Origin of the sequence: Candidatus Tisiphia endosymbiont of Nedyus quadrimaculatus (assembly GCF_964059235.1) — a bacterium.
Taxonomy (GTDB): domain Bacteria; phylum Pseudomonadota; class Alphaproteobacteria; order Rickettsiales; family Rickettsiaceae; genus Tisiphia.
In genome coordinates this window covers 963731-983002 of sequence record NZ_OZ060452.1, presented here as the reverse complement: position 1 = coordinate 983002, position 19272 = coordinate 963731, and the positions used below count along the sequence as shown (strand labels likewise).

Sequence of the window (19272 nt, the reverse complement as noted above, 5' to 3'; positions counted from 1 at the left end):
AGTTTTTAAAAGGTTGTTTATAGTGGAAACAATTGGAAGAATACGTAGAATGTATTACGTTGATGGCAAAGCAATTAAAGCAATTGCTAGAGAACTGAATATATCAAAGAATACAGTAAAAAAAGTCATTCGCAGCAATCAAACTAAATTTGAGTTAGCAAAATATAGCAAAGGTAAGCCTGTTCTTGGCAATCATCTTGAAGTACTAAATCAGCTATTAGCAGAGAATAGCAAGGAGTCGGTTCGACGTAGAATGACGGCAGCTATACCAACAGCTTCAGATATCGGGTTATACAGGAAGTTACGAATCTGTGAATCTAATTGTACGAAACTTCCGTAGAGAATACGAGGCAAGGGGCGGGCAAGTTTTTATTCCATTAAATTTTGAAGCTGGTCAGGCGTTTCAGTTTGATTGGGGAGAGGAAGAAATATGTTTAAATGGGGAGGTTACTAGAGTTAAAGCAGCGAGAATAAAGCTATGCTATAGTCGTTATTCTTTGGTAGTGGTTTATCCTAATGAGCAGCTGGAAATGGTTATGGATGCCCATGATCAAGCTTTCAAGTTTTTTGCTGGTTGTTGTAAGAATGGTATTTATGACAATATGAAGACGGCTGTCAAAAAAATATTGATTGGCAAGGATCGTATCTTTAACGAGAAGTTTATCCAAATGGTCTCTCACCATTTATTTGAGCCACTTGCCTGTAGTCCAGCATCAGGATGGGAGAAAGGACAGGTTGAGAAACAAGTAGGAGACACTAGACGTAACTTTTTTACTCCAATATTGAAAGGAGATAGTTATGAAGCTATTAACATTCAGCTAAGAGAGATGTCTATAGAGTGGGCTAAAACTAAAAGACATCCTGAATTTACAGAAAGAACGATTCTAGAAATATATGAGGAAGAGAAGGCATATTTAATAGGATATAGAGGGCAGTTTACCGGTTATAGATTACATCCAACGACCGTATCACCTTTGAGTTTAATACAATACGACAGCAATATGTATAGTGTTCCGTGTGAATATGTGGGACTTAGCGTACAGATTAAATCCTATGCTTGGCAAATAGTGATTTTACATAAAAGCAAGATTATTGCAGAGCATGTTCGTAGTTTTAAACGCTATCAGAAGAATTATAATCCATGGCACTATATAGCAGCTCTAGAACGTAAACCCGGTGCTTTACGTAATGGTGGACCGTTCAAAGAGTTAATGAGTTTGTTACCTGAGATATTTGGCAAACTACGAAATAAGTTAGAGACTTACAAGGATGGTGATAAACAATTTATAGATATCCTGCTACTTGTTAATAAGTATGGATTAGAAAAGGTAACAAATGCTTGTAACCTAACAATTGCTGCTGGCGGCTGTAGCTCTAAATTAGTTGAGCAATATTTGTTGCAACCAGCAATGAAACTAGATATCCAAGAGACTGAGTTTATTCAGCTAAAAAATCCTCCTGATGCTGATTGTAGTATTTATAGCAAGTTGCATTTAACAACGGAGGTAAATTAAATTAAATGAAAGACTTAATATTGTTATTAGATAAATTAGGTTTAGTCGGTATGAAGATGCAGTTAGCTGAGTCAAGTAATTTAACAAATGATGTCCCTACTACTAGTGTGTATGATGTGTTAAAGAAACTTCTTGAAGCAGAGTGTGAATATACTCGATGAAAATCAAGAATTGCGTTGTCGTCTTCAGGGATCTTCGGTGCTCACGTACTAAATGTACGCTCCGCTCCTCGACCCTTCGACTCCTAGCACTTCATAATTTTGATCTTCGTCTATCAACTCTTCATTTACGAGTAGTATATAAGAAGTCACGCTCGCTAGGTTATAGGTTGCAACTAGCTAAGTTCCCAACCATAAAGTTACTATCAGATACATGCCAAGCTAAATTGGTTGAAAATATTGATATACAAAAAGTGATTGATAATCATCAGAATATCATGTTCATAGGTGGTTCTGGGTCTGCAAAAACTCATCTAGCAATTGGTTTGGCGTTCACCGCCATTGAAAAAAGTTACAGGGTAAGATTTTATACTTTAAATGAATTAGCTAGCCAATTGCTTAATGCTAGAATCCATAATTATGAAAGCAAATTCATCGATTCAGTTAAGAGATTCCATCTGATTGTAGTAGATGAATTAGGCTATGTATACTCGATGAAAATCAACAATTGCGTTGTCCAAGACCTGCGGTGCTCACGTACTAGTGTACGCTGTACTCCTCGGCTTGGACACTCCTAGCACTTGTTGATTTTGATCTTCGTCTACCAACTCTTCATTTATGAGCAGTATACCAATAAAAGCCGAAGCTAGATTCCTGTTATTTGAGTTATTTGCTAAATTGTATGAGCAAACTTCAGTGATCATTACTACCCATTTGAGATTTGAAGAATGGAATGATATGTTTGGTAATGCTAAGGCAACAAAAGTAATTATCGATAGATTGACACATCATTGTCAAATCATAGAAACTGGTAATAAAAGTTTTAGAGGAGGGAAAGATGTAGATTAAAGATTAAAATAATAGACTACGGTATTAATTAAAAATTACAATGATTTTAGAAAATTCTATCTGAATTTTAACCAAAATTAACTAATTTTTTTATGTGGTTAGGGGGGGCAATAGTTTATTACAATAGGGGGGCAATAGCTGATTACAATTTACAGGAGCTACTATTTCTTTTTAGGTGGGTCAATTCTCTTTACAATTCTTGCTCTAAATACGTCAATAGTTCATTACAATTTACAGACTTAGAATTAGCTTTAGACTTTCTAGCAGGCAAAATATCATTGCTTAAATACGTGGATGTGTTACTATTACCATCTTTGGCTTACTAGATTATTTATATATAGAGATTGAGGTTCTTATGTCTAAAGATAAAGTTACCGAAGAGTCCTTACAAAAACAACTCTTTGAAGCTTTGAAAACTAATGCTCAAGTTAAAGATAAGAAAATATCTGACGTATGCGAAGTAATTGCAATGGCTACAATGGATATTCCTCAAAACCCATCATCGGATAAGCTAGATTCATATAACACTATATATAAATATCAATTAAAGAAATTAGACTTGGATATTAAAGATTTACAAAAGCTATCAACAGTAATAAATGACTCGTTTCCTGGCAATGAATATCAGGGATTAAGAAATGTTATAGATACCCATCTTGCAGAAGAACTAGCCAAAGAAGAAAACAGAATACGGCAAACCGAATTAAAAGCTGAGTTAGCTGGTAAGAGAAAAGCTTTCAATGAAGCCCCAGATTTCAAACTGGTCAAAGATTTGTTGCGTGATAAAGGGATGGCGGAGCAGAAAGCTTTTGTAGGAAAGGGAGCTAAGCAAGCAGGTTTGTCGGCTGGTTATATTGCTCAAGAAGAAGCCACCAATAATAGTTTCATTTTAAAGCAATTTTATAAAAGTCATACTGATTGTTTGGCTATAGACGATATAAATAAACGAATGCAGGCTTTGAACGATAGAAGAGACGGTGTGCAAGAGTTGATTGGTTCTAGCCTGTATCAATTACTATTATATGATCGCGCCCCTAAAGAAGAATTAGTAAAACCTGATCAGAACAATTCAAATTCACTTTTTGTTCGCTCTAAATTCTTTGACAATGTTGTGCAACTTACTGAATTTTCTAGCTCTTCACCTAATATAATGAAGGCAGATAGTAAAAAATTACAGAAACTAGAAGGGTTTGAAAAGGTAATTGCTGCTTGTCATATGTTAGGGGAGCTAGATTATCATGCTGGTAATTTGATGGTACAAGATGGTAAAACTGTAACTAAAATTGATCATGGTCGATCTTTTATAGAGTTCCATCAAGATTTTCCTGCTATGATTCAGGCAACAAATAGACATTTTGTACACTTTAACTATGCTGATGCTATTAGGCAAGGTAACTTATCATTTAGTATCGAAAAATATAGTGAATCATTGAAGCAAATGATCACGCAACTTGATGAGAGGCAAATAGAAGATATAGTGGATCAACGAATTGCTGAATTACAAAAAGCTGGCTTTAACCCTGAAGGTATTACTACAACGGCTAGATTCCAAGGTGGTAATGCTAAAGCTACACCTATTAATAATTTTGCTGATTTAAGACTATTTTATAAAGAAAATCTAAAAGAAAACCTGACTAACATGAAAGAGGTAGCAAAATCAGCAGAGATAGTGAGCAAATTTAGTAACGTCTCTCCTGCATTTAAACAAGGTCAGTGGGTAGAAGGTTTTGCTCGCTCAGGAAACCAAGATCCGGTAGCCTATGCTTCTAATTATGATATTAAAATTGAGGGAAAGAATGCTTTGCAATGGGCTCATGACAATGATTATCAAATAAAACTTCCAGCTACCCCAATTACGGAAATCGTTCAGGAACAGCAATGGCAGAAAAACACAGCAGATGGTAAATGGCAAGAGGCAGAAGTTTCGGTTACTAAAACTCGTAAGGCTACAACGAATCTAGAACCAGTAGAATATATTATACATGCAAAAGATCAGTTGAAGCTGCCACTCTCAAAATCTGAAACAGAGTTTCTTAGTTCAGCGGTTGCTTTAGAACTAACAAATGCTTCGGGCAAAACTTATCAGTCTATGGTGGAAAAATCAGTGGTAGCACAACTCAGCCTAGATCAAGGACTCAAGAAAAAAATGCACGATCAAGATCAAGCTGTTGGTAATAAATTAGTTCCTGTGATTGATAATTTTGTTGGTAAAACACTAAATAAAGAAGTAACAGCAGAACAAGTAGAACAGTTTTATGATAAGTTACTTACCCATCTTAAAGTAGAACATTATCTTACCAATAAGGATATTGCTGACATAAAGAAAGATCAGGATTATAAAAAGAATATTAAAGAAACAGCCAACTTAATAAAAACAACGACACCTGATTTAACTGGTAGCGATAAGACTTGTTACAAAGTAGCAAACTTTTGTAAAAAAATAGGATTATCTGGTTTATCAAATTATTTTATGAAGAAAATCACTCCTGACAAATTAGATAAGATTCATCAGGTAGAGAGGACGTTAACTGAAAGCATAAAAATCAATGAAATATTGTCAAAACCTAGCGGTGGTAAAGAGGGTATACAAACAAAAAGACTTGAAGCAGTTAAAAAAGTTACTCAATCTGATTTAGAAGCCAGAAAGTTAAAGCAAAGAGGTCGAGGATAAATCCTGACTTTGTCCTTTTATAGATTGTAAAAGGGAATTGTAAATATTGCATAGCATAATGCGTATTCGTACCATTTAATTAGAGAACTTAGAGTTTGTCCGCAAACTAAAATTAAGGTATGATGAAGTGAACAAAACATAGTAAAGCGCCAAAAGCAGATAATAATCGTCGTAATGATAGCTATAGAAGACAGTAATTGATGATGATGGTCGTAAGTCGTAAGTTGATGGTAGAAGTATCAGGAGATCAGGAAGGATTGACTTCAATATTGATAAAAAATAGTATGATTAGTAAAAATTTTACTAATATCTATTAGTGGATAATAAAACAGGTGTATAATGGTATTTATAGTTAGTAGAAACTCGTAAAAACAATGACAGAAAAAAAGAGTAAAAATAATATTAATTATCAACCAAAGATGTTAGTGGGTAGTGATGACTTCTATGATCTGCTAATTAATAGCGATATATTCGTTGATAAAAGTTTAATGATCAAGGAGTTATTAGAAGATAGCGGTAAGGTTATCCTCATCACTCGACCAAGACGTTGGGGTAAAAGCCTTAATATGGATATGATTAGGAGATTCTTAGAAATCGAAGTAGATGAAAAAGGCAAGCCTTTAGCTCAAGAAAAGAGAGTAAATCATAAACTCTTTACTGGAGGCATAGTAGATTTGGGCTTTGATGAAACCAAAGAGCTACAGCCTTTAAAAATATCCATTCATAAAAATATAATAAAGCGTCAAGGACAGTTTCCAGTAATATATATAAATTTTAAAGAAGTGAAGGGGAGTAATTATAAAGAAATTGTTAGTAGCATTATAGATCAAATAATAGAATTATACGAAAGATTTAATTATTTAGAACAATATATTCAAGAAGATAATAAATTTTTCAGTATTTCGCAAAAAGTAAAGTTAAAAAATTATCTAAGTGGTGATATTAATATAAGCTATTTAAAAAATAGCCTGAAGTTTTTAAGTCAAATATTGTATAAACATTTTAAACAAAAAGTATATATATTAATAGATGAATATGATACACCAATTAATAATGCATATTTAGAACTTGGACATAAAACAAAAGAGTTTGACCGAATTCTTAAGCTGTTTAGAGGAATACTTGGTAGCAGTTTAAAAACGAATCCCTACTTAGAGAAAGGAGTAATAACCGGCATTTTGCGTATTGCCAAGGCTAATTTATTTTCCGATTTGAATAATGTTACTGAATATACCTTACTTGATAAAAATTTTGCTAAGTTTTATGGATTTATCCAAACAGAAGTTGATGAGCTATTAACAAAAGTACCAACAATCATAAATACAGAACCGATTAAAGATTGGTATAATGGTTATACATTCGGTGGGGAAATAATCTATAATCCATGGTCAATTATGCAATGTCTAGCAAGTGGCGGGGAACTTGATCATTATTGGCTAGATAGTGGAGGAACAGGGCTAGTTGATAAGGCATTATTGTCAGATGAGATGCAGGAAGATTTACAGAACTTAGCTGCTGGGAGAAGTATTATCTCACCTATTACCAAACAAATAATTTTTGCTGATATCAATGAACCAGTAGGATTACTTAGCTTATTATTATTTAGTGGTTATTTAAACCCTACAGTTCAAAATTCAGAAGAAAATATATATGAATTGTCAGCACCGAATAGAGAAGTACGGTATATATATAAAGTAAGAATGCTCCAATGGGTTACCGATCAGTTAAAAATTGATAGTTCTAGATATTATTCGTTTATTAGTTTATTGCCAACAGGTAAAGTGGAGGAATTTAAAGAGCGTTTACAAGAATTGTTGCTAAATTCTACAAGTTTTCATCAAACAGGAGAGAAAAAGGCAGAATTATTTTATAGTGGCTTTATGCTAGGGCTTATTAACATGTTATCACCTAGCTACATAATAGCAAGTGAACAGGAGTCAGGAAATGGGAGGGCTGATATTATCATGATCCCAAAAGCTAGTAAAGGAGATAAGGCAATTATTATTGAGTATAAAATAGCTAAAAATAAAAAAGATTTAGCCTTAGTAGCTAAAATAGGATTGAACCAGATTATAGATAAACAATATGATACTAAGATAAAAGAACATTCTCATGTCAAAAAAATCATTAAACTTTCCATGGCTTTTTGTGGTAAAAATATGGATTTACAATATCAGGTTACAGAGCTTTAGTAATAGACTGTAAGCGTTTGAATAATCAGTAATTTTATGTCTATCGTGGTTCTGAAATTGTCCACTACGCCCCGCCACTTTGGTACAAGTTGTCGTTTTTTCAAAAATATCGAACGGGAAACGTAGGACAGGGTCTCTTTTAGTGTTTCGGAGTCCTTTTCTGATGCCTATTCTTTTAAAAACCTCTTCTATTTGCTTTAAAACCTCATCTTCCCTTATATATATTTTCTTGTTTAGGTTCTTATATCTTAAAAACATGTTATAAGTAGTTATAAGAGGGTGACTTGATAGGTTCTAGACTGAAATAGTCGTTCACAGAATAAGTACCCTCTTATCGTTAAGTTTGCTTTGAACAAATTGCAGAAGGTGCTGGAAGCAGCAGTATTGTACAATAAGATGAAGGAGATTATATCATCAATAAAATAATAGGTCTAGATGTAAGTAAAAAATGGCTTGATATATGTGTATATATGCCAAATAATAAACCAATATATCACCGTTTTGCAAATGATAATTTAGGTCATGAGGAATTTATAAAACTGACAAAAAATCAAGGAATTGAGCTAATAGTGTGTGAACCCACTGGAGGCTACGAGGCTGAAATTTGCCAAAAATTATAGTAGTAACGAATTATCAGCGATGCTTGGGATAGCTCCATATGCTCGGGATAGTGGTAGTAAACAAGGGCGAAGATTCATTAGAGGCGGCAGAAAAATACCACGAGATGCACTATATATGGCAGTACTAACAGGTAAAAATGGCTTTCAATATTTAAAAGCTTTATATGACAGACTTATTAATAATTTTAAACCTAAAAAAGTTGCGATAGTAGCTTGTATGCGTAGATTACTAGAAGTTTGCCATAAGCTTATTCAACAAAAACGTGTATTTGTTGTTAATCAATAATATTTTTTATTTATATAAAATACAGATAAAAAATATTTAATTTTTTTTAAAAGATAATTGCTATGAAGAAAGTAATAAAAATAGGTACAAGAAGAAGTCCTTTGGCTTTAGTACAGACAAATTTAGTAGTCGACCAAATTAAAATTCATTACCCAAACATAAATTGTGAAATAGTTCCAATAATTACCTCTGGTGATTTGATTAAGGATAAAAATCTGTATGATATAGGTGGCAAAGCTTTATTTTTAAAAGAAATAGAAAATGCTCTTATAAATGGCGAAATTGACTTAGCTGTACATTCCTTAAAAGACGTACCTTGCAAACTACCGTCAGAATTGATGATATGTGCTGTACTTGAGAGCGAAGATGCACGGGATGTATTTGTCTGCTTAGATTATAAATCAATAGAAGAACTGCCTTTTGCTAGTAAGGTAGGTACATCTTCAGTGCGTAGAAAAGTCCTAATACAAAGAAAAAGACCTGATTTAAAAATTGTTACTTTTAGAGGAAATGTTGATTCAAGAATAAAAAAATTAATGCAAGGGGATGTTGATGCAACCATTTTAGCTTATAGTGGTTTAAAAAGATTAGGGCTATTTGATACACAATATTGCCACTTAATAGAGACAAAGGAAATGTTGCCATCTGTAGGACAGGGTGTTATAGCGATAGAGATAAGAAAAAATGATAATAAAATGCAAGAAATATGTAATAAAATTAACCATTTTGAAACATGGGAGCTAATGCAAGCTGGAAGGGCATTTTTGGAATATTTAGATGCAGATTGTAAAACTCCTATAGCTGCTTATTCAACGTATATAGGTAATGATATTCATACAGAGTTTATGCTGTCTGATTTTGACGGTAGTAAAATAGTTTTTCATAGTGATATTTCTAATCCAAAAGATTGTAGAAATTCTGGCATACAGGCTGCAAAAGCTTTGATGTTAGATATTGACTATAGCTAAAACTTTCTTGGGTTAATTTAGAATTATTCTTAATAGCATTTCATTATTAATTCGAACTGGTTATCATTAGAAGGAATAATTTTCGTACTAGTATTGTAAATAATTGGATCATTAATTTGCTCATGACCAAACCTATTAGTCTTAAATACTGGAATTTTTAAGGTTGCTGCAAAATCAGTAAGAACAGTAATGATACTCTTACCATCACTTCCACAAGTCCCAAATATTATAGCGTTTACATGATCTAACAGCCCTGCTTGTTTTAAATGATATAAAGTACGATCTAGCTGATATGGTTTTATGTCAACATCTTCCAAAAAAAGGATCTTATCTGCTGTTTTTATTTGCCATGATGTACCTATAGATGTTTGTACAATAGTTAGATTACCACCAGTAAGATTACCTGTAACAATTTTGCTAGATTTTGCGGCAGGGTTGATTGCTGATAACCCTTTAATTTTAGCTAGAGTTTCTTTACCAGAAATTATTTTTGCTATTTTTATAAAATTCTGATGATCTCTTGTTGGATTAAATATTTCAATGATTCCATTACCATGAATTGTCTTCCATCCCCATTCTTGAGAAAAGAAAATATGTAAAGCAGTCATATCACTAAACCCTATAAAAAACTTTTCCTTTATAGGTTTTGTCATGCGTTGTAAGTCAGGAATCAATTTTGCTGAACCATATCCCCCACGAAGTGTCCATACTACGTCATTTGATTGATCCAGTAATGCGTTTTCCAAACACGATAACCTTGTTTTATCATCGGTAGAATGGAATAAGCTTTTTCCTCCAAAGCAACTATTTGGAATATCTAGTTTTAATGAAATAATATTTTTTAAATTAGATAATAATTCACTGCTTACCCCTGAAGCAGGAGCGACAACAGTAATTTTTGTATCTTTCAATAAGCTAATAAATTCCTTGTTATTTTTGTTAAAGTCTAGATTCGAAAATGCTGATAATAACATAAAAACAATTGGTAGGAGGATTATACGAATATTGATTCTCATCGGGTATAGCCTATTTATGATATGGATGGTTTTCTATTATAGTCTGAGTCCGATATATTTGTTCTAATAATATTATTTTTGCCATCTGATGGGGCATAGTCATTTTTGAAAGGCTAAGATTAATGTTTGCTTGTTCAAGAATAGTCTTATCTAAACCAAACGCACCACCAATAATAAATTGTATATTTTTACCGGATTGCAAATTATTTTCTATTAATTTTGTAAATTCATGGCTAGTATAACTTTGTCCAATAATATTTAATACTATTTTATAGGATTTTTCTTCTAAAAATTCTTTAATTAATTTGCCTTCAAATTGTTTAATTTGTTCAGGTGGTAATTTTTTTGAATAAGAAATTTCTGTAGATTTTATATTATATTTTATCAGTTTCTGATAATCTCTAGCAATTGGCTGATAATAATTATTAAGTTTGCCAACAGAAATTATTTGTATTTGTCTCATTATTTTATTATTGATTAATTAATTTGATTATACACGATAAAAGTTATCCACTAAGTAAAAATTAGTCAATGGCATCAATATTTTTTCTATTTATAATTAAGATGTTAATAAGATTTAATCAATACTTTAAGCAATTATGGTAATATATTTGTTTGTTAATAAGACATAAAATTAACTTGAACATGGATTTTACAAAATGATTATTCATTTTTTATTCACAAACTTATCCACAATGTTTTTATATTATAGAGGACTATACATAGTTATATGCAGCAATTCCAAAATTTTATATTTAATACTCCTAAATTAGGTATTTTTTATCTTGGTGGTAAGATTGAAGGATGTAGTATAGAAATACATGATGTAGTTTTCGTTGTTGGGAAATCAAATATAGATATGTCGGAGCAAATTAGAAAAAAATGGATTGGGTCGCCTAATTCTTTGCATATTGATTCTTGGTTTATAGCTGAAACTGTAGATGGTTTTAATATTCGTATTTCTGAAACAACTCCACAAACTAGAAAAAATCGTTTATTTTTTGTCAACCTTGGTTCTTATAAAAAGAACTTTTTTGGAGAATTTCATTTTATGTCCCTTATTGTTGCAGAGTCAATGCATGCCGCCATTGAAAAAGCAAAAATAAATGCACCCAAAAATGAAGAAATGCAGCATTGTGATAACATCTATGATATTGATGAATGTATCAGAATTGATAAAATTGATAATTATTATATTGTTCTTGATTACACTGGTATTGAACAAGAAAATACTGTAATCAATGGTTATCAAAAGCTGAATGGCAGTGTTGCGAACTGAATAGACTTATAGCACCCCAATTCGGGATAAGAATTAGTTAATTCTTATCCCAAATTGGCTTGAATATGTAGGTTTTAAGTCTATTCAAGTTTCTATCTTAATGTTTTTTTAGTTAGCAACCGTAAAATTATTATTCACTAAAGCTAATTTTAGTACTTCATCTATATTTGACACTGATAAAATTTCCAAGCTATTCTTTATATTCGGTGGAATATCTTTTAAATCCTTGATGTTCTCTTCAGGTATTAGTACTGTTTGTATACCCCCTCGGCTAGCAGCCAATAATTTTTCTTTTAGTCCTCCAATTGGTAACACTGTACCCCTTAGGGTGATTTCTCCAGTCATTGCCACAGTTCTTTTGACTGGTATTTTGGTCATAAGTGAAACAATAGTGGTAAATATTGCACATCCAGCAGATGGTCCATCTTTTGGAATTGCACCAGCTGGTACATGTAAATGGATATCAAGGTCTTTGTAATCTTCATACTTCAGTCCAAAATTATTAGCTCTAGAGCGGAAACAACTATAAGCTGCTTGAGCGGATTCTTTCATTACATCCCCAAGCTTGCCTGTAGTTTTAATATCTCCCTTTCCAGGGAATGACAATGCTTCAATGGTTAATAGTTCTCCGCCAACTTCTGTATAAGCAAGCCCCGTGGTACTACCTATTTGGTCTTCTTTCTCAGCTAAACCAAAATTATGTTTTCTAGCACCTAAATATTCTTCAAGATTTTCAGATAATATTGATATGCTTTTTACTTCTTTGTTACTCAGAATCCTTTGCAATACTTTTCTTGTAACAGAGCTAATTTCTCTTTCAAGCGATCTTACCCCTGATTCTTTGGTATAATATCTGATTAACTCTAAAATTGCTCCATCATCAATAGTTAGTTCATTTTTCTTCATTTGATGTAGTTTCAATTGCTTTGGTATTAAATAGTTTTTAGCAATTTGTGATTTTTCTTCTTCAACATAACCAGAAACATTAATGATCTCCATACGATCTAGTAAAGCTCTTGGCAAATTATAAGAATTGGCTGTTGCAATAAACATTACTTCTGATAAATCATATTCTACTTCTAAATAATGATCAACGAAATGGCTGTTTTGTTCAGGATCCAAAACTTCAAGTAAAGCAGATGCTGGATCGCCTCGGAAATCAGAACCCATTTTATCAATTTCATCTAATAACATAACAGGGTTATTAGTTTTAACTTTTTTAATTAAGTTTATGATTTTTCCTGGCATAGAACCAAGATATGTTTTTCTATGACCTCTAATTTCCGATTCATCTCTAATGCCGCCAAGAGCAAATTTAGTATATTTCCTACCCATTGCTTCAGCAATTGACTTGACCAGTGATGTTTTTCCCACTCCTGGAGGACCAATTAAACATAGTATAGGTCCTTTAATTTTTTTAGAGCGTTGTAATACTGCTAAATATTCAATGATGCGATCCTTGACTTTCTCAAGACCAAAATGATCCCGATCCAAAATTTCTCTAGTTTTATTTATATCAGTTTTACTATTATCAAATTTTCCCCATGGCATAGCTAATATTGTATCAAGATAGTTACGAACAACTGAGGATTCACCTGACATTTGATTCATAAGCTTTAGCTTTTTCAGTTCTGATTCGGCTTTTTCTTTTGCTTCTTTTGAAAGTTTTAAGGTCTTAATCTTTTTTTCTATATCAGAAAAGTCAGATTTATCCTGCTCAAGTTCTTTTTGTATAGCTTTCATTTGTTCGTGCAAGTAATAATCACGCTGAGTTTTTTCAATTTGTTTTTTTACTCGTAGTTGTAAAGCTTGTTCTGCTTCCATTTGAGCCATACTAGATGTTAATGTATCTATTATAGTTTTAATTCGTGTTTGAGGTTTTGTTTCTTCTAATAAAGTTTGTTTTATTAGTAATGGTGCAGTCAGATAAGAGGCTAGCACATTAGTAATATAACTAAAATTTGTCGGATCTTTGGTTATTTCATCAGCTATTGTTTCTATTATTTCTGGATTAATTTTTTTATGATTCTTGGTATATTTCATAAATAACTCAATGACAATTGATGTAGAAACTTTTAAAGCTTCCACATCAATTACCTCTTCATCTTGTAGTATGCTATATTCAGCTTCAAATGTTTCTTTATTAGTTATGTTATGAAGTTTAACCTTCTGCATTGCTTCAACAAGAATTTTTGCATTATTTTGTAATCTTACTGTTTGTATAATTTTAGCAATTACTCCTGTAGAATGGAGATCTTGAATATCTGGAGTGTCTTGATCTTGTTGTTTTTGTAACACCAATAATATATATCTATTAGTATCTGTAGATTTAGTATTAAGTAAGGCTTTTAGAGACTTTGTCCTACCGACAAATATGGGAGCAACCATGCCGGGAAATATCACCATATCTTTTAATACGAGTAGGGGTAATTTTTCTTTATTTGTCATACTAAAACCTTGAAAAATTTATATACTAAAGGGATTGTTAACTATATAATGTTGCCGTGCTGGGATTTCAAGCTACATTTAGTTTTATATATGCATTTATCACCTCAACCTTCAAATATAATATCAATAGCAAGTAATAGGGTAAAACAATATCTTCATTTGACTCCAATAGTCCAGTCTGAAACTTTAAATGAAATGCTGGGGCATAAAATTTTCTTTAAAATAGAATCGTTGCAAAAAACTGGAGCATTTAAGGTTAGAGGGGTATTAAACCATTTATTAGAGTTACAAGAACGAGAGCGTTTACTAGATAAAATTGTTGCATATAGTACAGGTAATCATGGAATTGGTCTTGCTTGGGTAGCAAAAATCCTTAATCTAAATGCAAGAATTTATTTGCCAAAAGATACTTCTCCAATTAAGCAACAAGCAGCAAGATATTACGGAGCAGAAATTATACTGACCGATACTAGGCAAGTGGCGGAAGATAGGGCAAAAGGTGACATAGAAAATGATTTCTACTATTTGCATCCTTCTGATAGCGATTCGAGTATAGCTGGGGCTGGTACTATGTGTTATGAAGCCTTGCAACAGCTAGGGTTTAGCCCAGATGCTATTTTTGCTTCTTGTGGAGGAGGTGGATTACTTTCTGGATCATATTTAGCAAAAAAATTACTGTCTCCATCCAGCTTGCTTATAGGTTCAGAGCCGGTTAATGCGAATGATGCTTTTTTATCTATTAAGCAAGGTTCAATATATAGATTTACTGATTCACCACATACTATAGCAGATGGCTTGCGTACTTTAGCAGTTTCAACACGTACATTTAATTATCTAAATAAACTTGATGATTTCTTTCTTGCTGATGAATATTCTATATATTACTGGACCGCTTGGTTAACGCATTTGCTAAAAATTGCTTGTGAACCATCATGTGCTTTAAATATGGTTGGAGTAGTTGATTGGTTAAAGAGACAATCAAAACCTAAGAGAGTTTTAGTACTTATATCAGGTGGAAACATTGATCCTGTTCTTTATCGGGAGCTTTGGAAGGGAAACTATCTATCTAATTTACCGAACCCATTAATGTAACCTGAGTTCGATATAAAACATCGGTTTAATCCCGATGTCTTCCCTACCCCTTCGCAGGGGTGACATCGTTGTGAGTCACTACAACTGTAGTACTAACTACTTTAGCATTATTGACGAATATGCCTTATATTACTAAGTTTCGTAACATCTACACTACAACTAGACCGTATAGGATTAATATCTATGCCACCACGTCTTGTATATCTCGCATAAACAGTTAATTGATCGGGAGTACAAAACTTATTAATATCACAAAAAATACGCTCAACGCATTGTTCATGAAACTCATTATGATTACGAAATGATACAAAATATTTTAATAAAGAACTATGGTCAATTTTTTTGCCTCTATAACTAATTTGTACTGATGCCCAATCTGGCTGGTTAGTAACTAAACAATTCGATTTTAACAAATTAGAATATAGCACCTCATCTACTACTTGCGTATTGTCTTCAGACAATTTTGGTAAATTTTGGCTAGTCTCAAAACTAATAATTGTTACTTCCAACTTATCCAAATTTATGCCTGAAAAGGACTGCAGCTTTGTTCCCTCATATGATTCTAAATCTTTTATAGCAACAGTCACAGGTGCTTGAAATATTAGACTTAAGTCCTTTGCAATTAATTCTTCTACTTGGTCTCCACTGTCAAACTTAGTGTTATTAAAAGAATTTAAATAAAGCTTTAGTGATTTTGATTCTATAATATTAGGCGAATCGCTACCTACCACAAACTCCAATATTTTTACTTCAGGTTTACCACTTTGACTTAGCCAAGAAACTTCATAACAATTCCAAATGTCAAAGCCATAGAAAGGCAAACAACCTACTATCTGTAGTTGACTTCTTGCAAATTCACGACTGATTGGGTATAGTAAACTATTGTCATACAAATCTGCATATTTACTTTGCTTTCCAAGTACGGTTTCAATAAACATTATTTTATCCAATAAGTCATATAGTTTGGGTGTTCTGTATCATTCAACAAATATTTGAGGCCTATAGCGATCCTTAATATAAACCAAACAAACAAGCATGCGTACAGCACCGGACCAATTAGTATTATAGTGGTTATCATAGATATTATAATACCAATAAATCCTATGCAAAAAGTACGTAATATAAAAGTGTAATGGCTAGCTAAAAGTCCATCTTTAATATCCTTATTAATATATGCAAAAACTGCTCCAATAATAGGTAATAACGGTGCAACTACTCCACACAGAAATAATATATAAATTACTATAAGGTTTGTTTTTCCTGCATTTATATATTTCTTAATCTCCTTATCCATGTTCATCTCTTTAAAATTAGCGTGTCTAACGTCATTGCGAGACCACGCAGTGGTCGTGGCAATCCATTTCTAATCACTTTTATGGATTGCCACTAAAGTGACTCCTCGCAATGACAATTAGGTAAGTCTACTAAAATTCTTAACCACTAAGTGCATTATACTACCATGTTTTATATAGTCTATCTCATTATCTGTAAAAACTTGTAATATTACTTTGATAGTCTCAACTATACCACTTTTTCTCTTTATGATACAATTAAGTTGCTCATAAGGCGTTATTTCATTACTCAAGCCGGTAATGGTGACATACTCAGAACCATCAAGTTTTAAGTCATTTACAGTAGAAGAAGAAAGAGCAAGCGGTAAAACACCCATACCCACTAAGTTTGACCTATGAATTCTTTCAAAACTTTCAGCAATTACTGCTTTTACTCCGAGTAAACTAGTACCTTTTGCTGCCCAGTCTCTTGATGAACCAGAGCCATATTCTTTGCCTGCAAAAATTACTAAAGGCACAGAATGAGCTTTATAATCCATTGCAGCATCATAGATACTCTCTTGATTACCTAGTTGGTTTATAGTTACCCCTCCTTCAATTCCGGGACACATAGCGTTTTTAATCCTATTATTGGCAAAAGTGCCTCGCATCATTACTTCATGATTGCCACGCCGTGATCCATAAGAGTTAAAATCAAGAGGTAGAATGCCCTGCTCAGTTAAATACTTAGCGGCAGGACTTGTTTTACTAATATTGCCGGCTGGAGATATATGATCAGTCGTAATAGAATTGCCAAAAATAGCTAATATTCTAGCTGATTCTATATCGTGCAAGCTACTAGATATATGTTCAATACCTTCAAAATAAGGAGGATTGTTGATATAAGTACTATCTTTACTCCAATTATAAGTATCGGTTTTAGTTACCTTAATATCTTGCCACTCTTTATCACCTAAAAATACTTCACTATATTTGTCTTTGAACATTTTAGAGTTAATAGACTGATCTATTAACTCTTTTATCTCTTGGTGGGTTGGCCAAATATCCTTAAGATATATATCCTTACCATTATGGCCTTTACCTATCACGTCAGTTTCAAGATCAATGTTCATAGTACCTGCTAGGGCATAAGCAACGACTAAGGGAGGAGAAGCCAAATAACTAGCTATTGTCAAAGGGTGTACCCTTCCTTCAAAATTCCTGTTACCAGATAACACCGAAGCAACAACAAGATTGTTCCCGGCAATAGTCTCTTCTATTTCCTGCATAAGCGGACCAGAATTGCCTATACAAGTAGTACAACCATAGCCGACAAGATTAAAACCTAAATGATTTAGATACTGGTCAAGTCCACTTTTTTTCAGATATTCTGTTACTACTTTTGAACCAGGGGCTAACGAAGTTTTAACCCATGGTTTTTTAATAAGTCCAAGTTCTACTGCTTTCTTAGCAAGCAAGCCTGCCCCAATCATCACAGTAGGATTCGAAGTATTTGTACAGCTTGTGATTGCAGCTATTACGACATCACCATGACCTATACTATATTGTTCATCAACAGGGTACTTTTTATCAATATCAACATCACCTCTAGTTAGAGAAGGTAGTTCAGTTTTAAAATTACTAGCAGCATTTTTTAGATTAACCCTATCTTGCGGACGTCTTGGACCAGCTAGGGAAGATTCTAAAGTAGATAAATCCAACTCTAATATATCAGTATATTCTGGAGTAATTATTGGATCAAACCATAATGACTGTAGCTTGGCATATTGCTCTACTAGCTTTATTCTATTTTGATCTCTAGCTGTAAAATTAAGGTATTTTATAGTCTCATTATCAATTGGGAAGAACCCACAAGTAGCACCATACTCAGGAGCCATATTTGATATAGTCGCCCTATCTGCCAATGTAAGGCAGGAAAGTCCATCTCCATAAAATTCAACAAACTTGCCGACTACATTTCTCTTTCTTAGCATTTGGGTAACTGTTAGCACCAAATCTGTAGCAGTAATCATACCATTTAAAGAACCACTTAACTTAAAGCCAATTACCTCTGGTAAAATCATTGATAAAGGTTGACCGAGCATTGCCGCCTCAGCCTCAATTCCTCCAACTCCCCAACCAAGAACTGCTAAACCATTAATCATCGTAGTATGACTATCTGTGCCAACTAATGTATCCGGATAAGCGAAAGTTACACCATCTTGTTGTTTACTCCACACAACATTGGCTAAATATTCCAAATTAACTTGATGACAGATTCCTGTTCCTGGAGGTACTACTCTAAAATTATCAAATGCTTCTTGCCCCCATTTCAAAAATTCATAACGCTCTAGATTCCGTGCTACTTCCATTTTAACATTCTTAGCAAACGCATCACTTGTTCCATAATAATCAACTTGTACAGAATGATCTATGACAAGGTCAACCGGGATCAGAGGATTAATCTTTAATGGATTACCCCCTAGTTTTTTTATAGCATCACGCATAGCAGCCAAATCAACAATAGCAGGAACTCCGGTAAAATCCTGCATTAGCACCCTAGCCGGCATAAATGGTATTTCAGCGTCGGATTTTCTAGCCTTAAGCCATTCTTTAAATAGTAATAAGTTTTCTTTACTACCAGTTAGACGAAGGACATTTTCAAATAATATCCTTAAACTATAAGGTAGACGCTTTAATTCAAGATTAATATCACTTGCCGCTTTATTTATATCAAAAATTTTATAAAGATTATCTCCTACAAATATTTCTTTAAGATAATCAGGATTCATGCCCGTTCCTCCAAATTTTTTTAATCATTAGGGTTTCACTTTAAGTATACACTTTAAAATACCTACCACTAAGCCTTTCATTTAACTTAACTTGAAAAAATAAATATTTGAAGTAA

General features: G+C 33.0%; 18 protein-coding genes. 12 read left to right on the top strand and 6 right to left on the bottom strand.

What is annotated here, in order from left to right; genetic code table 11:
- Window positions 1-22 precede the first annotated feature (22 nt).
- From AB3211_RS04625 to hemC, 10 genes are all read left to right on the top strand, one after another.
- The gene (locus tag AB3211_RS04625; RefSeq protein ID WP_367363757.1) at window positions 23-340 is read left to right on the top strand and encodes a helix-turn-helix domain-containing protein; all 318 of its coding nucleotides are present in this window, start codon (window positions 23-25) and stop codon (window positions 338-340) included.
- The gene (gene istA / locus AB3211_RS04620) at window positions 312-1514 is read left to right on the top strand and encodes an IS21 family transposase (RefSeq protein ID WP_367363756.1); all 1203 of its coding nucleotides are present in this window, start codon (window positions 312-314) and stop codon (window positions 1512-1514) included. Before AB3211_RS04625 ends, istA begins: the two co-directional genes overlap by 29 nt.
- Window positions 1515-1519: 5 nt before the next feature.
- The gene (locus AB3211_RS04615) at window positions 1520-1675 is read left to right on the top strand and encodes a hypothetical protein (protein WP_367363755.1); all 156 of its coding nucleotides are present in this window, start codon (window positions 1520-1522) and stop codon (window positions 1673-1675) included.
- Window positions 1676-1842: 167 nt separating this feature from the next.
- Complete coding sequence (locus tag AB3211_RS04610) at window positions 1843-2250, top strand: ATP-binding protein (protein ID WP_367363754.1); 408 nt, start codon at window positions 1843-1845, stop codon at window positions 2248-2250.
- A gap of 40 nt (window positions 2251-2290) precedes the next feature.
- The gene (locus AB3211_RS04605; RefSeq protein ID WP_367363753.1) at window positions 2291-2521 is read left to right on the top strand and encodes an ATP-binding protein; all 231 of its coding nucleotides are present in this window, start codon (window positions 2291-2293) and stop codon (window positions 2519-2521) included.
- A 355-nt stretch (window positions 2522-2876) separates the two neighbouring features.
- Window positions 2877-5192 (top strand): hypothetical protein, encoded by a 2316-nt coding sequence (locus AB3211_RS04600; protein ID WP_367363752.1) that lies wholly within the window; start codon window positions 2877-2879, stop codon window positions 5190-5192.
- Between the two features lie 374 nt (window positions 5193-5566).
- Window positions 5567-7384 (top strand): AAA family ATPase, encoded by a 1818-nt coding sequence (locus AB3211_RS04595; RefSeq protein ID WP_367363751.1) that lies wholly within the window; start codon window positions 5567-5569, stop codon window positions 7382-7384.
- A 470-nt stretch (window positions 7385-7854) separates the two neighbouring features.
- Entirely contained in the window at window positions 7855-8004 is a 150-nt protein-coding gene (locus tag AB3211_RS04590) for a hypothetical protein (RefSeq protein WP_367363750.1), read from the top strand.
- Window positions 7958-8290 (top strand): transposase, encoded by a 333-nt coding sequence (locus AB3211_RS04585; protein WP_367363749.1) that lies wholly within the window; start codon window positions 7958-7960, stop codon window positions 8288-8290. Before AB3211_RS04590 ends, AB3211_RS04585 begins: the two co-directional genes overlap by 47 nt.
- A 62-nt stretch (window positions 8291-8352) precedes the next feature.
- On the top strand, window positions 8353-9258 hold the full coding sequence (hemC, locus tag AB3211_RS04580) for a hydroxymethylbilane synthase (protein ID WP_367363748.1): 906 nt from the start codon (window positions 8353-8355) through the stop codon (window positions 9256-9258).
- Between the two features lie 29 nt (window positions 9259-9287).
- On the opposite strand, the gene AB3211_RS04575 is transcribed toward hemC, so the two are convergent.
- Both AB3211_RS04575 and AB3211_RS04570 read right to left on the bottom strand, forming a co-directional pair.
- The gene (locus AB3211_RS04575; RefSeq protein ID WP_367364819.1) at window positions 9288-10256 is read right to left on the bottom strand and encodes an LD-carboxypeptidase; all 969 of its coding nucleotides are present in this window, start codon (window positions 10254-10256) and stop codon (window positions 9288-9290) included.
- A 28-nt stretch (window positions 10257-10284) separates the two neighbouring features.
- Window positions 10285-10737: a 23S rRNA (pseudouridine(1915)-N(3))-methyltransferase RlmH gene (locus AB3211_RS04570; RefSeq protein ID WP_341754554.1), complete on the bottom strand. Its 453-nt coding sequence runs from the start codon at window positions 10735-10737 to the stop codon at window positions 10285-10287.
- A gap of 267 nt (window positions 10738-11004) precedes the next feature.
- Here AB3211_RS04570 and AB3211_RS04565 point away from each other — a divergent pair, with 267 nt between their 5' ends.
- Window positions 11005-11553 carry a DUF1543 domain-containing protein gene (locus AB3211_RS04565; RefSeq protein WP_367363747.1) on the top strand — a complete coding sequence of 183 codons (549 nt, stop codon included), beginning with the start codon at window positions 11005-11007 and terminating at the stop codon, window positions 11551-11553.
- Window positions 11554-11661: 108 nt separating this feature from the next.
- On the opposite strand, the gene lon is transcribed toward AB3211_RS04565, so the two are convergent.
- On the bottom strand, window positions 11662-14001 hold the full coding sequence (lon, locus tag AB3211_RS04560; protein ID WP_367363746.1) for an endopeptidase La: 2340 nt from the start codon (window positions 13999-14001) through the stop codon (window positions 11662-11664).
- 90 nt (window positions 14002-14091) lie between these two features.
- Here lon and AB3211_RS04555 point away from each other — a divergent pair, with 90 nt between their 5' ends.
- Window positions 14092-15093: a serine/threonine dehydratase gene (locus AB3211_RS04555; protein ID WP_367363745.1), complete on the top strand. Its 1002-nt coding sequence runs from the start codon at window positions 14092-14094 to the stop codon at window positions 15091-15093.
- Between the two features lie 107 nt (window positions 15094-15200).
- On the opposite strand, the gene queF is transcribed toward AB3211_RS04555, so the two are convergent.
- The 3 genes from queF to acnA form a co-directional block, all read right to left on the bottom strand.
- Window positions 15201-16034 carry an NADPH-dependent 7-cyano-7-deazaguanine reductase QueF gene (gene queF, locus AB3211_RS04550; protein ID WP_410521617.1) on the bottom strand — a complete coding sequence of 278 codons (834 nt, stop codon included), beginning with the start codon at window positions 16032-16034 and terminating at the stop codon, window positions 15201-15203.
- Window positions 16031-16387: a hypothetical protein gene (locus AB3211_RS04545; protein ID WP_367363743.1), complete on the bottom strand. Its 357-nt coding sequence runs from the start codon at window positions 16385-16387 to the stop codon at window positions 16031-16033. The genes queF and AB3211_RS04545 overlap by 4 nt, the downstream gene beginning before the upstream one ends.
- 117 nt (window positions 16388-16504) lie before the next feature.
- Window positions 16505-19156, bottom strand: coding sequence for an aconitate hydratase AcnA (gene acnA, locus AB3211_RS04540; RefSeq protein WP_367363742.1), 2652 nt, complete (start codon window positions 19154-19156; stop codon window positions 16505-16507).
- Window positions 19157-19272 lie beyond the last annotated feature (116 nt).

Bases quoted from the DNA above. Each gene is read 5' to 3' on its own strand.
- AB3211_RS04615 (WP_367363755.1), top strand. From the start codon at position 1,520: ATGAAAGACTTAATATTGTTATTAGATAAATTAGGTTTAGTCGGTATG.
- AB3211_RS04605 (WP_367363753.1), top strand. From the start codon at position 2,291: ATGAGCAGTATACCAATAAAAGCCGAAGCTAGATTCCTGTTATTTGAG.
- AB3211_RS04600 (WP_367363752.1), top strand. From the start codon at position 2,877: ATGTCTAAAGATAAAGTTACCGAAGAGTCCTTACAAAAACAACTCTTT.
- AB3211_RS04595 (WP_367363751.1), top strand. From the start codon at position 5,567: ATGACAGAAAAAAAGAGTAAAAATAATATTAATTATCAACCAAAGATG.
- AB3211_RS04590 (WP_367363750.1), top strand. From the start codon at position 7,855: ATGCCAAATAATAAACCAATATATCACCGTTTTGCAAATGATAATTTA.
- hemC (WP_367363748.1), top strand. From the start codon at position 8,353: ATGAAGAAAGTAATAAAAATAGGTACAAGAAGAAGTCCTTTGGCTTTA.
- AB3211_RS04570 (WP_341754554.1), bottom strand. From the start codon at position 10,737: ATGAGACAAATACAAATAATTTCTGTTGGCAAACTTAATAATTATTAT.
- AB3211_RS04565 (WP_367363747.1), top strand. From the start codon at position 11,005: ATGCAGCAATTCCAAAATTTTATATTTAATACTCCTAAATTAGGTATT.
- lon (WP_367363746.1), bottom strand. From the start codon at position 14,001: ATGACAAATAAAGAAAAATTACCCCTACTCGTATTAAAAGATATGGTG.
- AB3211_RS04555 (WP_367363745.1), top strand. From the start codon at position 14,092: ATGCATTTATCACCTCAACCTTCAAATATAATATCAATAGCAAGTAAT.
- AB3211_RS04545 (WP_367363743.1), bottom strand. From the start codon at position 16,387: ATGGATAAGGAGATTAAGAAATATATAAATGCAGGAAAAACAAACCTT.
- acnA (WP_367363742.1), bottom strand. From the start codon at position 19,156: ATGAATCCTGATTATCTTAAAGAAATATTTGTAGGAGATAATCTTTAT.